The organism is Nonomuraea coxensis DSM 45129, assembly GCF_019397265.1.
GTDB classification, from domain to species: Bacteria; Actinomycetota; Actinomycetes; order Streptosporangiales; family Streptosporangiaceae; genus Nonomuraea; species Nonomuraea coxensis.
The window spans coordinates 3,369,041-3,383,452 of the sequence record NZ_CP068985.1 but is presented as its reverse complement, the minus strand read 5'-3'; the positions used below and the strand labels follow the sequence as shown (position 1 = coordinate 3,383,452).

Sequence of the window (14,412 nt, the reverse complement as noted above, 5' to 3'; positions counted from 1 at the left end):
TCGGTACGCCTCCCTTAACCCTGAACCGCGGCCGCCATGACGGCCTCGTCGACGTTCCTGCCTTCGATGCGGGCGGCCTCGGCGGCGGCCAGCACCCGCTTGTAGTCGGTCGGCATGATCTTGCCGAACCTGCCGAGCGCCGCGTCCCAGTCGGCCAGCAGCTCCTTGGCCACCGGCGAGCCGGTCTCCGCGAAGTGCTTCTCGACGATCTCCTTGAGGAACTCGGCGTCGGCCGCGGACAGCTCCTCGACCGCGACCATCTCGCGGTTGACCCGTTCCTGCCTGAGGTCCAGCAGGTAGGCGATGCCGCCCGACATGCCGGCCGCGAAGTTGCGCCCGGTCGGGCCGAGCACGACGGCCCGGCCGCCGGTCATGTACTCGCAGCCGTGGTCGCCCACGCCCTCGACGACGGCCGTGGCGCCGGAGTTGCGCACGCAGAACCGCTCGCCGACGACACCCCGGATGAACACCTCGCCGGACGTGGCCCCGTAGAGCGCGACGTTGCCCGCGATGATGTCGCCGTCGAGCGGCGCCTCCTCGTGCGGCCGGAGGGTGATCCGGCCGCCGGACAGGCCCTTGCCGAGGTAGTCGTTGGCGTCGCCGGTCAGCCGCAGCGTGATCCCGCGCGGGATGAAGGCTCCGAAGGAGTTGCCCGCCGAGCCGGTGAAGCCGATGTCGATCGTGTTGTCGGGCAGGCCCTGGCCGCCGTAGCGCTTGGTGACCTGGTAGCCGAGCATCGTGCCGACCGTGCGGTTGACGTTGCGGATCGGCAGTTCCAGCGTGACCGGGGTGCCGTTGTCCAGCGCGCCCTCGGCGAGCTGGATCAGGGTGTTGTCCAGCGCGTGCGCCAGCCCGTGGTCCTGGGCGGTGACCCGGCGCAGCGGGGTGCCCGCGGGCAGCTCCGGCCGGTGCAGGATCGGCGACAGGTCCAGGCCGCTCGCCTTCCAGTGCTCCTCGGCGGCCGTGGTGTCGAGCAGTTCGACGTGCCCGATCGCCTCGTCCAGCGAGCGGAAGCCCAGCTCGGCCAGGTATTCGCGGATCTCCTCGGCGATGAACTCGAAGAAGTTGACCACGAACTCCGGCTTGCCGGAGAAGCGCTTGCGCAGCTCGGGGTTCTGCGTCGCGACGCCCACGGGGCAGGTGTCGAGGTGGCAGACCCGCATCATGACGCAGCCGCTGACCACGAGGGGCGCGGTGGCGAAGCCGTACTCCTCGGCGCCGAGCAGCGCGGCGATGACGACGTCGCGGCCGGTCTTGAGCTGGCCGTCGACCTGGACCACGATGCGGTCGCGCAGGTCGTTGAGCAGCAGCGTCTGCTGGGTCTCGGCGAGCCCCAGCTCCCACGGCGCGCCGGCGTGCTTGAGCGACGTCAGCGGGGACGCGCCGGTGCCGCCGTCGTGGCCGGAGATGAGCACCACGTCGGCGTGCGCCTTGGACACGCCCGCCGCCACCGTGCCGACGCCGACCTCGGCCACCAGCTTCACGTGGACCCGCGCCTCCGGGTTGGAGTTCTTCAGGTCGTGGATGAGCTGGGCGAGGTCCTCGATCGAGTAGATGTCGTGGTGCGGCGGCGGCGAGATGAGGCCGACGCCGGGCGTGGAGTGCCGGGTCTTGGCGATCCACGGATAGACCTTGTGGCCGGGGAGCTGGCCGCCCTCGCCGGGCTTGGCGCCCTGGGCCATCTTGATCTGCAGGTCGTCGGCGTTGACCAGGTATTCGCTGGTGACGCCGAAGCGGCCGGAGGCCACCTGCTTGATCGCCGAGCGGCGGGCCGGGTCGTAGAGCCGCTCGGGGTCCTCGCCGCCCTCGCCGGTGTTGGACTTGCCGCCCAGCCGGTTCATGGCGATGGCGAGGGTCTCGTGCGCCTCCATGGAGATGGAGCCGTACGACATCGCGCCGGTGGAGAAGCGCTTGACGATCTCCGAGACCGGCTCGACCTCCTCGATCGGGATCGGCTGCCCCTTGCGCAGCTTGAACAGGCCGCGCAGCGTCATCAGCCGCTCCGCCTGGGAGTCCACGAGGTTCGTGTACTCCTTGAAGATCTCGTAGCGGCGCGTCCTGGTGGCGTGCTGCAGCTTGAAGACGGTCTCGGGGTTGAACAGGTGGGGCTCGCCCTCGCGCCGCCATTGGTACTCGCCGCCGACCTGGAGCCTGCGGTGGGCGTTCTCGACCCGCGGGTAGGCGTGGCGGTGCCGCTGCGCGACCTCCTCGGCCAGCACGTCGAAGCCGACGCCGCCGAGGCGCGAGGTGGTGCCGGTGAAGCAGGAGTCGATGACCTCCTGGCTCAGGCCGAGCGCCTCGAAGATCTGCGCGCCGGTGTAGGAGGCCACCGTGGACACGCCCATCTTGGACATGACCTTGATGACGCCCTTGCCGTAGGCCTTGATGAGGTTGCGTACGGCCTTGTGCTTGTCGAGCGGCAGGACGCCCGTGTCGACGAGGTCCTCGATCGTCTCGATCGCCAGGTAGGGGTTGATCGCGCCCGCGCCGTAGCCGATGAGCAGCGCCATGTGGTGGCACTCGCGGGCCTCGCCGGTCTCCACGACCAGGCCGATCTTGGTGCGGGTCTTCTCCTGGATCAGGTGGTGGTGCACCGCGCCGGTCAGCAGCAGCGACGGGATCGGGGCGAGGGCGTCGGACGAGCCGCGGTCGGTCAGCACGAGGATGCGCGCGCCCTCGGCGATCGCGCGGGACGCCTCGGCCCTGATCTCCTCGAGGCGGCGCAGCAGGGCCTGCCCGCCGCCGGCGACCTCGTACAGGCCGCTGATGACGCGCGGCTGGAAGCCGGGCAGGTCGTGCTCGTCGTTGATGTGGATGATCTTGGCGAGCTCGTCGTTGTCGATCACCGGGTACGGCAGCACGAGCTGCCGGCACGAGGCCGGGCCCGGGTCCAGCAGGTTGCCCTCGGGGCCGATGGTGCTGGCCAGGGAGGTGACCAGCTCCTCGCGGATGGCGTCCAGCGGCGGGTTGGTGACCTGGGCGAACAGCTGCGTGAAGTAGTCGAACAGCAGCCGCGGCTTCTCGCTCAGGACCGCCACCGGCGTGTCGGTGCCCATGGAGCCGATCGGCTCCTGGCACGCCTTCGCCATCGGCGCCAGGATGATGCGCAGCTCCTCCTCGGTGTAGCCGAAGGTCTGCTGCCGCTTGACCAGCGCCTCGTGGGTGAGGGTCTCGCGCTCGCGGGACGGCAGCTCCTCGAAGCGGACCAGGCCGGCGTGCAGCCAGTCGGCGTAGGGGAGCTCGGCGGCCAGCTCGGCCTTGATCTCGTCGTCCTCGATGATCTTGCCGCGGGCGGTGTCGATGAGGAACATCCGGCCGGGCTGCAGGCGGCCCTTGCGCACGACGTCCTCGGGCCTGATGTCGAGGACGCCGGCCTCGGAGGCCAGCACGACCAGGCCGTCCGCCGTCACCCAGAAGCGGCCGGGGCGCAGGCCGTTGCGGTCGAGGACGGCGCCCGCGAGGGTGCCGTCGGTGAAGGTGATCGAGGCGGGGCCGTCCCAGGCCTCCATCATCGAGGAGTGGAACTCGTAGAAGGCCCGGCGGGCCGGGTCCATCTCGGTGTGGTTCTCCCACGCCTCCGGGATCATCATGAGGACCGCGTGCGGCAGGCTGCGCCCGCCGAGGTGCAGCAGCTCCAGCGCCTCGTCGAAGCTGGCGGTGTCGCTGCCGTCGGGGTCGCAGATCGGGAACAGGCGGGAGATGTCGCCCGGGATGTGCGGGGAGGCCAGCATCGCCTCGCGGGCGCGCATCCAGTTGCGGTTGCCCTTGACCGTGTTGATCTCGCCGTTGTGGGCGACGTAGCGGTAGGGGTGGGCCAGCGGCCAGCTCGGGAACGTGTTGGTGGAGAAACGCGAGTGCACCAGGGCGATCGCGCTCTCGTAGCGCTCGTCGGCCAGGTCGGGGAAGAACGGCTCGACCTGGTCGGGGGTGAGCATGCCCTTGTAGACGAGCGTGCGCGCCGACAGCGAGGGGAAGTAGACGTCCGCCTCGTGCTCGGCCCGCTTGCGCAGGCAGAACGCCAGCCGGTCCAGCTCCAGCCCCTCGCGGCCCTCGGGGCTCGCGACGAACAGCTGGGCGAAGTGCGGCATCACCGCGCGGGCGCTCGGGCCGGGCAGCGCGCGGTCGACCGGCGTCTCGCGCCAGCCGAGGACGGTCAGGCCCTCCTCGGCGGCGATCTCCTCGATCAGCCGTACGGCGACGCCGCGCGCCTCCTCGTCGGCCGGGAGGAAGGCCATGCCGGCGGCGTACGCGCCGGCGGCGGGCAGGGTGAACGGCACCACGGCCCGGAAGAACGCATCGGGGATCTGCGTGAGGATGCCGGCGCCGTCGCCGGTGTCGGGCTCGCTACCCTTGGCCCCCCGATGGTCAAGGTTGCACAGTGCCGTCAGCGCCTTGACCACGATCCCGTGCCCCCGGCGTCCCGCGACGTCGGCGACCATGGCGACACCGCAGGCGTCGTGCTCGTTGGCGGGGTGGTAGAGGCCCTGGGGCTCGGGGAACCCGAGGTGGGCAGCAGGCATGTAGTCCCTCCCGTCGTCATCGTCTGTCTGGAACTTCACTCACAGGCGGGGACGACGTTGGCCCTGCTGCATATCGTGGGTAGAGATTACCGCACGCTGTCGGAATGGTGCCCGGCGCGTCCGCATTGCGAACATTCGGGCATTCCTCACATCCGACCGCAACCTCCCAAAGTTCGGGCAAGTGGCGCAAAATTCCCGATCATGGGCGGTTTTTGCGGAACAGGAAGCGATATCCGCCTCCTCAGCCCCCTCCCCGGGCCTCGCCCCTGTGACCCCGCCAGCCCCTCTGGTCCTGTTCCTTCACCAGACCGGACGGAGCCGGGCCCTCGATAGGGTTGGTCCATGCGAGAGGACGGGGCGGCCGCACACGACGGCGGGGCTGGTCGCGAGGACAAGGATTCTCCCGGCCGCGAAGGGGACGAGCGGAGTGGGGTGGAGCGGCTGCTCTACGCGGCGGGCGCCGACAGCCGGCGGCTCCGGCACGCGCTCGCGCTGCTCTGCGACGGCCAGTGGTGGACGCTCGCCGACCTGGTCAGGGCCACCGCCACGTCCCGCCGCACGGTCGAGACCCTGCTCCGCGAGCTGCCTCTCGAACGACGCCCGGACGCCGATGCCTTCCGCGTCCCCCTCACCCACACCCCCGCCTACCAGGACCTCCTCGCCGTCGCGCCGCCTCCCGAGGACCCGGTGGGCCACCTCGTCCCCCACTACGCCGACGTCCTCGACCGGCTGACCCGCCTCGTCGCGGACGCCCCGCGCGCCCGCCACACGCTGGACCACGTCTCGGCCACGCCCGAGACGGCGCTGCGGCGCGCGCTCCTGCTCGGGGCCCGCTTCTGGCTGCCCGGCGCCCGCCTGCTGTGCGTCGGCGACCACGACCTCACCTCCCTGGCGGTCAAGCTCGTCCATCCCGGCACCGACGTCACGGTCGTGGACGTGGACGAGCGCATCCTGGCCTACATCGACGACCAGGACCTCGGCGTCCGCACCCGCTGGGCCGACCTGCGGCTCGGCCTGCCCGCCTCCGCGCACGGGCACGACCTGGCGTTCACCGATCCGCCGTACACTCCGGAGGGCATCGGGCTGTTCGCCGCCCGCGCCGTGGAGGGGCTGAAGGACGACGGCCGGGTGCTGCTGGCGTACGGGGCGAGCGAGCGCACGCCGATGCTGGCGTACAAGGTGCAGCAGGCGCTGGCGGAGCTCAACCTCGCCTACGAGGCGATCTATCCCGACTTCAACCGCTATTTCGGTGCGGAGGCCATCGGCTCGGCCGCCGATCTCTACCTCCTGCGCCCCACCACCAAGACCCGCCCGGCCGTGGCCTCCCGGCTGAGCCGCCTGACCACCGCCATCTACACGCAGGGCCCGCAGTCCGTCGAGTCCGCGCCGGGCGAGCGGGCTCCGGCCGCCGTCGCGGCCGACTTCCAGCCCGACCTCCTCGTCGGCGACTGGCCGAAGGGCCTGCCGCAGCCCAGGGTCAAGCTGTCCACCTGGCTCGCCAAGCCGTACGCGGCGGCGGCCGAGCGGGTCGCGATCGCCGTACCGCCCGGCCTGGAGGCCGCCCTCCCCCGGCTGCTGCTGGCCACCCGCGCCCCGCGCGTGCGCGTCACCGGCGCCGGCCTGCCGCCCCTCCCCGCCGTGCTGGCCACCGTCTACGAGGTGGAACCCGGCTCCGGCGGCCTCGACGCCGTACGCCTGCCGCAACCGGACGGCGACGCCCCCTCAGCGGTGCTGCGCCGCGTCCTGGACAACGGCCACGCCAAGCTGGCCAACACCTGGCGCGAAGGGCTCGTCGCGCTCGCCCGCGCGCAGGGCTCGGCCCTCACCAAGAACGAGGCCCGCGCCCTGATCCGCGAGGCCGCCCCCTGGTCGGACGACGTCACCCCCCTGGACGCCCCGCTCCACCGCCTGGAGTCCCTGCCCGCCGCGATCGCCGCCACCGTCGCGGCTCTCACCACGACGACCGCGCTCTGACGACGACGACGCCCTGACGCCGCCCGGCGCGAAGGGCCCGCGTCAGGGCGTGCGGCAGCCGCCTCAGACGGCGGCGATCAGCCGGCTCTGCACCACGCGCCCGAGCCCGTCCAGCGCGACCAGCGCCGCCACCAGCTCCTGCTCGTACGACGCCCCGCCGGCCCAGCTCACCGTCACGTAGTGCCCCATGGCACGGGCCTGCGCCCGGCTGGCCGCCGCGTCGAACAGCACGCCCTGCCGGACGAACCCGTCCTTGCCCAGCGCCGCCACCAGCGCGTCGGCCGCCGCCCCGTCGCTCATGTTGAAGATGACGAACTGCCCGGCGGTCGTACCGCCCTTGTAGGTGGCCTGCAGCGCCTGCGTGCAGCCGGCGGCGGAGACGCCCCACAGGACCTCGTCGCAGTCGGCGAACTCCGCCGTGGCCGTGCGCCGCATGGCGCCGACCGTCTCGGTGCCGGCGGTGAAGACCTCCTGCGCGGTGAGCGGGGCGGCGTCCTTGCTGCGGTCGTCGATGGCGGCGTAGAAGGCGGACGTGGGCTCGCCGTGGAACGCGGCAGGACGAGGATCGTCACCACGCAGCCACCACCAGGCGACGGCGGCGATGACCAGCACGTTGACGGCCACGACGGCGATCACCACACGACCTGACATCAGCCTCTCGCTCCCCCGTTCACGACGACGACGTGCCGCATCCGTGTCACGACCTCGGCCCCGTGATCGCGACGACCCGCCGGTAGACGGCCTTCTCCGCCCCGCGCAGAGCCAGCGTGAGCGAGACGTAGTCGTCCTTGACGCCCGGCTCCGCGCCGTCGACACGGCCGAGCCACACCAGGCCGACGTAGTGGCCGAGAGCGTAGGCGCCGGCCTCCGAGTAGCCACCCGCCGGGAAGGAGCCCTTGGACGAGGGCAGCGGACGCGCCCAGCCGCCCCGGTAGAGGGTGTCCAGCGCGTTCACCAGCTCGGTGGCGGCCTGGCCGTCCTTGAGGTTGAGCAGGGTGTACTGGCCGACGTAGCGCCCGTCGGAGCTGAGGTACAGGCCGCGGGCGGCCTGGGTGCAGCCGGCGTCGGAGATGCGTTCGGTGAGGCCCTCGCCCCAGAACGCCGCCGAGCAGTCGGATTCGAGCCGCTTCGCCACGAGCTTCAGCCGCAGCTTCTTGTCGACGGAGAGCTCGCTCTGCGCGAACACCTCCTTCTCCGTCAGCGCCTTGGCGTCCTTGGCGCGGTCGGCCAGCGGGTCGAACAGTTTGGGCGAGTTCCAGCCCCGGAACACCTGAGGCAGCGTGGTGTCCGGACCCAGCAGGGCCGCGCTGGCCCCGCGGTCGGGCGCGTACCGGCCGAGCGAGGTGGCGAAGACCGCCACCCCCGCCAGGGCGGCCACCGCGCCGACGACCGACGCGACGATCACGATCATCTTCTGCTTCTTGGGGCTCAGGCCCATGTGGGTGAGCACGGGGAACTGCCAGTCGGACGGCGGGGTACGCCGCCGCTTGCGCGACCCACCGCCCGCCGTCTCCCAGCCCTCGCCGTCCTGCCCCGCCACCACGCCGTCCCCGCGCCCTGCGGCCTCCGCGCCCGCGCCCCGGCCAGCGTCAGCGGCGAAGTCACCGATCGCCGTGTCCCGCGCGGACCCTTGGGCCGCTCCCCGGCCGCGCGCCGCGCGCCGACCGGATTCACCGCCTCGCACCGCCCCTTGACCCGCGCCGTCGTGACGTCCCGAACCGCGGCCCGCGTCAGTGCCCCACGCCGATCCCTCGCCCGCGTCAGGCCCGTGCGCGGGGCCATGACCGAGCCCGGAGCCGCGCCCGGAACCCTGGCCAGTTCCGAAACCACCCGCCAGCCCCTGACCAGATCCGGAGCCGTGCGGCATGTCATCGTCCAGGCCGAAGCCCTCCGCTGCCATGCTGTCCGGGTCGTAGCCCTCCGACGCGACGCGGTCCTTCGCGAAGAAGTCGCGGCGTTCCCCGTCGTCTCCCCCGCCGAAGGCGTCCTCTTCGGGCTTGCCCTTGCCGAACAGGCCCTTACGGCGCCTGCCACGGCCGGTGTCGGCGGCACCGGCGTCCGCAGCGCGGGCGTCCCCTGGGGGAACGTCCGCCGCGGGGTCCGTGCCCCGGCGCCCTGGGCCGTGGCCGCCGGGCGCGCTGCCGGAAGCGCCGAGATCCGCCGCCCCCGGGCCTGTCACCACCGCCCAGCCTCCGTCGTCGGCTCCGGCCAATCCCCGGTGCCCACCGCCGCCGAAGCCCTCGGGGGCGCGGCGGCCACCACCGTCCGCGGGAGCCCCCGCCCAGGTGCCCATGCCGTCCACAGGGGCGGACGCCCAAGAGCCCCGACCATCCGCCGCGGCGCCCGCCCTCCCCCCTGACGCAGGGTCCGATGCCCAGGCACCCCCGCCGTCGGACGGGGCCGAGGTCCGGGCACTCCCACCGTCGGATCGGGAAGCCGAGGTCCAGGCGCTTCCGCCGGCAGACGGGGAGGCCGGGGGCCAGGCGTTTCCGCCGTCCCGGGAGGCCGGGGGCCAGGTGTGCTCGCCGGTCGGCGGGGATGGCGGCCAGTTGTCCGTGCCGCCGGAGGCGGGCGAGCGCCGGTGGCCGCCCGTTCCGGCCGCGCCGTGGGTGGGGCGGACGGTGGCGTCCGTTCCGGCGGGCTGGTGGGGTGTGGCGGCGGCGGGCGGGCGGGCGCGTCGGGATCGTCCGCTCCGGCCGACTGAGTCCTCTCGTCGGCCCTCGTCGTACGAGGCCGAGGCGGGTGCGCCGCCGACAGGCTGGGAGCCGCTGCCGGGGCCGTATCCCGGGGCGGCGGAGTGGGCGCCGCTCGCGGGGCCTTCCCCGTACGCGGGGTACGCCGGGCTCGGGTAGCCACCGGCAGAGGGCGCCGGGCCCGGCCAGGAGGGGCCAGGGTAGGCCGGGTCGGGGTAGGCCGGGTCCTGGGCGGGCCGGTCGTTCTTCGCGCGGGAGCCCGCTCGCCTGCGGGCCATCACAGGCCCGCCGCCCCGACCAGGTTGCCCACCCCGAAGGTGACCGCGGCGGCCACCGCGCCCACCACGAGCTGCCTCAGTCCCGAATACCACCAGCTTCGCGCCGTCACGGCCGACACGATAGCGCCCGCCGCGAACAGCGCCGCACACGAGAGCACCGCCGAGATCACCAGATCGTCGGCTCCCAGCACGTACGGCAACAGCGGCAGCACGGCCCCCACCCCGAAGGAAAGGAACGACGACCCCGCCGCGACCAGCGGAGACGGCAGATTCCCCGGCGCGACCCCGAGTTCGTTGACCGTGTGCACCTCAAGGGCGCGCTCGGGGTTGCGGGAGATCTGCCGGGCCACCTCGGCGGCCAGGTCGGGGTTCACGCCCTTGTCGACGAAGGTCTGGGCGAGCTCAGCCTGCTCGTCCTCGGGGTGGTGGCGCAGCTCGCGGCGTTCGACGGCGATCTCGGCCTGGGCCAGCTCGCGCTGGCTGGCCACCGAGACGTACTCGCCGCCGGCCATCGACAGCGCGCCGGCGGCCAGGCCGGCGAAGCCGCTGAGGGCGATGACCCGGGTGTCGGTGGTGCCGCCGGCGACACCCGCGATGAGCGCGAAGTTGGACACCAGGCCGTCCATCGCGCCGAACACCGAGGGCCGCAGCCAGCCGCCCGTGACGTCGCGATGCCGGTGGTGGATCTCCGCGCCTTCGGTCATCGGGAGTTCGTTTCCTTCTCGGCGTGGCCGCCGGGCTCCTTCTCCTCCTTCTCGGCGTCCTCGCGCGAGCCGGCGGTGACGGCGTCGGTGTCGCCGGCGAGGGCGTCGGAGGTGACGGCGTCGGTGTCCCGGCCGCCGGCGGTCTCCTCGGCGTCGGCGAGGCCAGTGGCGGAGTGGGCCGGGTCGGCGTCCGGTGCGGCACGGTCGGCATCCAGTGCGGCACGGTCCCCGTCGAGTGCGGCAGGGTCGTCGGCGCCGGATGCGGCGCGGTCGCCGTCGGCCCCGTCCTTGCCGGGCGCCCCCCGCCCGCCCTCGGAGTCGGAGGCGGACGCTTCGGAGGCGAGGGTGTCGTCGGTGGAGCCGGGGTCGCTCTGGTCGCCGGCGTGCGCCGGGTCGGCCTCGGCTGACGGCGGGACGACGACCTCCACGCCCTCCTTGTTGCGCGTCGCCCAGAAGTAGACGAGCGCCCCGACGAACAGCACGATCGACGTCCACTGGTTGATGCGCAGCCCGAGGAACGTCACCGCGTGGTCGACCCCGCCGACCGGGTCGATGCGCAGCCCTTCGATCCAGAAGCGGGCGAAGGTGTAGCCGGCCACGTAGAGGGCGAACAGCCGCCCGAAGCGCAGGTTGAGGCGGCGGCCCACGAGGATGAGGGCGAAGCCGAGCAGGATGTCCCAGATCGACTCGTACAGGAACGTCGGGTGGTAGAGGACGCCGGGCTCGCCGCCGTGGTCGATGTCGATCTCGAGGCCCCACGGCAGCGTGGTCGGCGAGCCGTACAGCTCCTGGTTGAACCAGTTGCCCCAGCGGCCGATGCCCTGGGCGAACGCGATGCCGGGGGCGATCGTGTCGGCCAGGGCCGTCATCGACAGGCCGCGCCGGCGCGCGGCCAGCCAGACGCCGACGCCGCCGAGCGCGATCGCCCCCCAGATGCCGAGGCCGCCCTCCCAGATGAACAGCGCCTTGTAGGCGGGCTTGATCGCGCGGCTGCCGAAGTAGGTCTGCCAGTCGGTGATGACGTGGTAGAGGCGGCCGCCGATCAGGCCGAAGATGACCGCGGGGACCGCGATGTCGATGATGGTCCCCTTCTGGCCGCCGCGGGCGCGCCAGCGGCGCTCGCTCAGCCAGACGGCGACGATGACGCCGAGCACGATGCACAGCGCATAGGCCCGGATCGGGATGATTCCGAGATACCAGACCCCCTGGGAAGGGCTGGGAATCGAGGCAAGGGGCATGTCAGGTGAGGGTAGCGGACGCGAGCCTACTTGGCGGCCTTCGTGACCGCGTCACGAAGCTCGGACGGGCTGAAGACGACTGCATTGTCCACTTCTTTGCCGTTAAGTTTCAGCGTCGGCGTGTGGGTCAGCTTCTGCTCGTCCATGATCTTCTGACTGTACGACTGCTGTGCCTGCACGTTCTTGCCCGAGTTGACGCACTGCTCGAAGCCGGGCGCGCTCACCCCGGCCTCCTTGCCCCATTCGATGAGCTGGCCGTTGGTGAAGCCCTCCTTGTTCTCGGGCGGCTGGTTCTCGAAGAGCAGGTCGTGGAAGGCCATCCACTGCTTGCCGTCGGCGACGCACCGGGCGGCGTTGCCCGCGCGCAGGGAGTTGGAGCGGGTGGGCTCCTGGGAGAAGATCGTGATGGCGTGGTAGACGACCTTGGCCTTGCCCTCGGCGGCGAGGTTCCTGATCGTCTGGCCGCTGACCCGCTCGGCCTCCTTGCAGGCCGGGCACTGGAAGTCCTCGTAGACGTCGAGCACGGGCTTCTCGACGCCGCTCTGGGCCATGACCACGGTGCCGTCGGGCTGCACGGTGATCGGCGCGAGCCCGGCGGTGGCCTCCTCCGACTGGTACTTGCCGGCGCCGTACCAGATGCCGGCGCCGACGGCGGCCACGGCGGTCACGCCGGCCGCGGTGTAGGTGATCGCCCGCTTGCGCCGGTCGCGGGCGCGCGCGGCGGCCTGCTGCTCCTTGATCTTCTCGCGTGCGCTGCGTGTCGCGGTCGTCCGCTCGCCCTTGCCCATCACAGGTTCTCCAAGTCGTCGTCAGCACTGTCGCCCCCGAGCCCGAGGGCCCCGTCGAGCGCGAAGCGGCCCGGCGGGAAGCGGACCGTCCAGGCGCCGAGCAGCGCCAGCCCGAAGTCGCGCAGGATGTCGACCAGGTAGGCCGGCTCCTGTCCCGCCCCGAGCTGGCCGCCGCCGCCGAAGCAGCCGCAGTCGATCCGCAGGCCGTTCGCCCACGCCCAGCCGATGCCGAACACGAAGGCGAGCATGAGCAGCGCCGCGATCACGGCGGCCACCCTGGTCAGCAGACCGACGACCAGCAGCGCGCCGACGACGATCTCCACGATCGGCAGGGCGTGGCCCGCCCCGACGGCGACCGCCTCGGGCAGCAGCTGGTAAGCCTTGACCGCCAGGACCGAGTCGGACGGGTTGCCGATCTTGAGCGCGCCCGCCGCGATCAGCACCCCGCCCAGCACCAGCCGGGCGACGGTCGTCACCCAGGGTATCGGCAATCTGACCGAACGTGACGATAGTGACGCGTCCACAGGTCATCTCCTTCTTCTCCATGGCCGGGACCGTGCCAAGACTGCGCACAGTACCGGGACTCCATCGGACCACGCCCGGGATAAGCGTCAGCTAAGCGGCGTGTTTCCCGCTCCGACCTGCGAGGTTTGCCGCTTTTACCAGGCGAAGATAAGAATTACTCATGCGAGTAAGAACGGTGGCCGCCCTGGGTGTCGACCTCGTGCTGCCGATGGGGGTCTACTACGCCCTGCGGTACGCCGCCGGCCTCGACGAGCAGGCCGCCCTGCTCGTCAGCTCGCTCGTCCCCGGCCTCAGCGTGGCCGTGAGCCTGGCGCGGGGGCGCAGGCCCGACCGGCTGGCGCTCTTCATGACCGCGATGATCCTGGCCGGCGCCGCGGTCTCGGCGCTCGTCCACGACCCGCGCTTCCTGCTGGCCAAGGACGGCTGGTTCATGGGCGTGGCGGCCCTGTGGTTCCTGGCGAGCGCGCGCGGTGAGCGGCCGCTCGCGTTCACCTTCACCCGCTTCCTGCTGGAGGGGCGGGTCGGGCCGGGACGCGAGCCGTGGGACGTGCTGTGGGAGCGGCTGCCCGCCTTCCGCCGGATCTGGCGGGTGGTGACCGTGATGTACGGGGCGGGCCTGCTGGCGGACGCCGCGGTGCGGGTGGTGATGGCCTACGCCCTGCCCATGGACGTGGTGCCCGCGCTGGGGACCGCGCAGTACGCCGTGTGGGTGGTGCTCATGCAGGTCGTCATCAACGTGTATCTGGTGCCGTCGGGGCTGTACAACCGCTGGTCCCCGCTGTACGCCCCCCTGCGGGAGCCCGCCGCCACGGGCGGATGAGCCGGGACAGCGCAGAAGCGCGGCCCCCCGTACGAGGGACCGCGCTCCACACGCTCAGCACCGTCAGCGGCGCACGCCGCGCGCCATGTCGCGGGCCAGGGCGGCGCAGGACTCGCGCCCCGCGGCCTCGTCGGGCGCGTCGAGCAGCCGGCGGATGAACGCCGAGCCCACGATCACCCCGTCGGCGTAGGAGGCGACCTCGGCCGCCTGCGCCCCGGTGCCGACGCCGAGCCCGACGCACACCGGCAGCGAGGTGTGCGCCCGCGTCCGCTCGACCAGGCCCTCGGCGGCGACGTTGACGGTCTCGCGGGCGCCCGTGACGCCCATCAGCGAGGCGGCGTAGACGAAGCCGGTGCAGCAGTCGACGACCGCCTTGATGCGCTCCTCGGTCGAGCTGGGCGCCACCAGGAACACCGTGTCGATGCCGGCGGCGGCCGAGGCGGCCCGCCACGGCTCGGACTCCTCGGGCGTCAGGTCGGGCGTGATCGTGCCCACCCCGCCGGCGGCCGCGAGGTCGCGGGCGAAGCGATCGGCGCCGTAGCGGTCGATCGGGTTCCAGTAGGTCATGACGAGCGTGGCCGCGCCGGTCGCGGCCACGCCCTCGACGGTGCGCAGGACGTCGGCGATGCGGGTGCCGTTGCTCAGCGACCGGTGCACCGCGTCCTGGATGGTCGGCCCGTCCATGAGCGGGTCGGAGTAGGGCAGCCCGATCTCGATGACGTCGCAGCCGGCCTCGACCAGGGCCGCGGCGGCGGCGATGGCGCCGTCCTTGGACGGGAAGCCCGCGGGCAGGTAGCCGACGAGCGCGGCTCTGTTGTCCGCCTTCGCCTTGGCGAACACCGTCTGTAGAGTCGTCATGTCTGTCCGTTTCG

The 14,412-nt window shown here is 72.6% G+C and carries 10 protein-coding genes; 2 read left to right on the top strand and 8 right to left on the bottom strand.

What is annotated here, in order from left to right; all coding sequences use genetic code 11:
- Positions 1–14: 14 nt before the first annotated feature.
- Positions 15–4,520: a glutamate synthase large subunit gene (gene gltB / locus Nocox_RS15760; RefSeq protein ID WP_020543794.1), complete on the bottom strand. Its 4,506-nt coding sequence runs from the start codon at positions 4,518–4,520 to the stop codon at positions 15–17.
- 342 nt (positions 4,521–4,862) lie between these two features.
- Here gltB and Nocox_RS15755 point away from each other — a divergent pair, with 342 nt between their 5' ends.
- Positions 4,863–6,494 (top strand): bis-aminopropyl spermidine synthase family protein, encoded by a 1,632-nt coding sequence (locus Nocox_RS15755; RefSeq protein WP_157383122.1) that lies wholly within the window; start codon positions 4,863–4,865, stop codon positions 6,492–6,494.
- A gap of 63 nt (positions 6,495–6,557) precedes the next feature.
- On the opposite strand, the gene Nocox_RS15750 is transcribed toward Nocox_RS15755, so the two are convergent.
- The 6 genes from Nocox_RS15750 to Nocox_RS15725 all read right to left on the bottom strand — a co-directional run bounded on the left by Nocox_RS15750 (position 6,558) and on the right by Nocox_RS15725 (position 12,671).
- Complete coding sequence (locus tag Nocox_RS15750) at positions 6,558–7,145, bottom strand: hypothetical protein (protein ID WP_157383123.1); 588 nt, start codon at positions 7,143–7,145, stop codon at positions 6,558–6,560.
- Between the two features lie 46 nt (positions 7,146–7,191).
- Positions 7,192–8,034: a hypothetical protein gene (locus Nocox_RS15745; protein WP_157383124.1), complete on the bottom strand. Its 843-nt coding sequence runs from the start codon at positions 8,032–8,034 to the stop codon at positions 7,192–7,194.
- 1,430 nt (positions 8,035–9,464) lie between these two features.
- Positions 9,465–10,169 (bottom strand): VIT1/CCC1 transporter family protein, encoded by a 705-nt coding sequence (locus tag Nocox_RS15740; RefSeq protein ID WP_020543798.1) that lies wholly within the window; start codon positions 10,167–10,169, stop codon positions 9,465–9,467.
- Positions 10,166–11,407, bottom strand: a complete 1,242-nt coding sequence (lgt, locus tag Nocox_RS15735; RefSeq protein ID WP_084685701.1) for a prolipoprotein diacylglyceryl transferase — start codon at positions 11,405–11,407, stop codon at positions 10,166–10,168. Before lgt ends, Nocox_RS15740 begins: the two co-directional genes overlap by 4 nt.
- A gap of 26 nt (positions 11,408–11,433) precedes the next feature.
- Positions 11,434–12,195, bottom strand: coding sequence for a DsbA family protein (locus Nocox_RS15730; RefSeq protein ID WP_020543800.1), 762 nt, complete (start codon positions 12,193–12,195; stop codon positions 11,434–11,436).
- The gene (locus Nocox_RS15725; protein ID WP_020543801.1) at positions 12,195–12,671 is read right to left on the bottom strand and encodes a DoxX family protein; all 477 of its coding nucleotides are present in this window, start codon (positions 12,669–12,671) and stop codon (positions 12,195–12,197) included. The genes Nocox_RS15730 and Nocox_RS15725 overlap by 1 nt, the downstream gene beginning before the upstream one ends.
- Positions 12,672–12,880: 209 nt before the next feature.
- Here Nocox_RS15725 and Nocox_RS15720 point away from each other — a divergent pair, with 209 nt between their 5' ends.
- Complete coding sequence (locus Nocox_RS15720; RefSeq protein ID WP_063711636.1) at positions 12,881–13,540, top strand: VC0807 family protein; 660 nt, start codon at positions 12,881–12,883, stop codon at positions 13,538–13,540.
- 63 nt (positions 13,541–13,603) lie between these two features.
- On the opposite strand, the gene trpA is transcribed toward Nocox_RS15720, so the two are convergent.
- Positions 13,604–14,398 carry a tryptophan synthase subunit alpha gene (gene trpA, locus Nocox_RS15715; protein WP_026214444.1) on the bottom strand — a complete coding sequence of 265 codons (795 nt, stop codon included), beginning with the start codon at positions 14,396–14,398 and terminating at the stop codon, positions 13,604–13,606.
- Between the last annotated feature and the right edge of the window lie 14 nt (positions 14,399–14,412).

Coding starts and splice junctions, on each gene's coding strand:
- Nocox_RS15755 (WP_157383122.1), top strand. CDS start 4,863: ATGCGAGAGGACGGGGCGGCCGCACACGACGGCGGGGCTGGTCGCGAG.
- trpA (WP_026214444.1), bottom strand. CDS start 14,398: ATGACGACTCTACAGACGGTGTTCGCCAAGGCGAAGGCGGACAACAGA.
- Nocox_RS15750 (WP_157383123.1), bottom strand. CDS start 7,145: ATGTCAGGTCGTGTGGTGATCGCCGTCGTGGCCGTCAACGTGCTGGTC.
- Nocox_RS15740 (WP_020543798.1), bottom strand. CDS start 10,169: ATGACCGAAGGCGCGGAGATCCACCACCGGCATCGCGACGTCACGGGC.
- gltB (WP_020543794.1), bottom strand. CDS start 4,520: ATGCCTGCTGCCCACCTCGGGTTCCCCGAGCCCCAGGGCCTCTACCAC.
- Nocox_RS15730 (WP_020543800.1), bottom strand. CDS start 12,195: ATGGGCAAGGGCGAGCGGACGACCGCGACACGCAGCGCACGCGAGAAG.
- lgt (WP_084685701.1), bottom strand. CDS start 11,407: ATGCCCCTTGCCTCGATTCCCAGCCCTTCCCAGGGGGTCTGGTATCTC.
- Nocox_RS15720 (WP_063711636.1), top strand. CDS start 12,881: ATGCGAGTAAGAACGGTGGCCGCCCTGGGTGTCGACCTCGTGCTGCCG.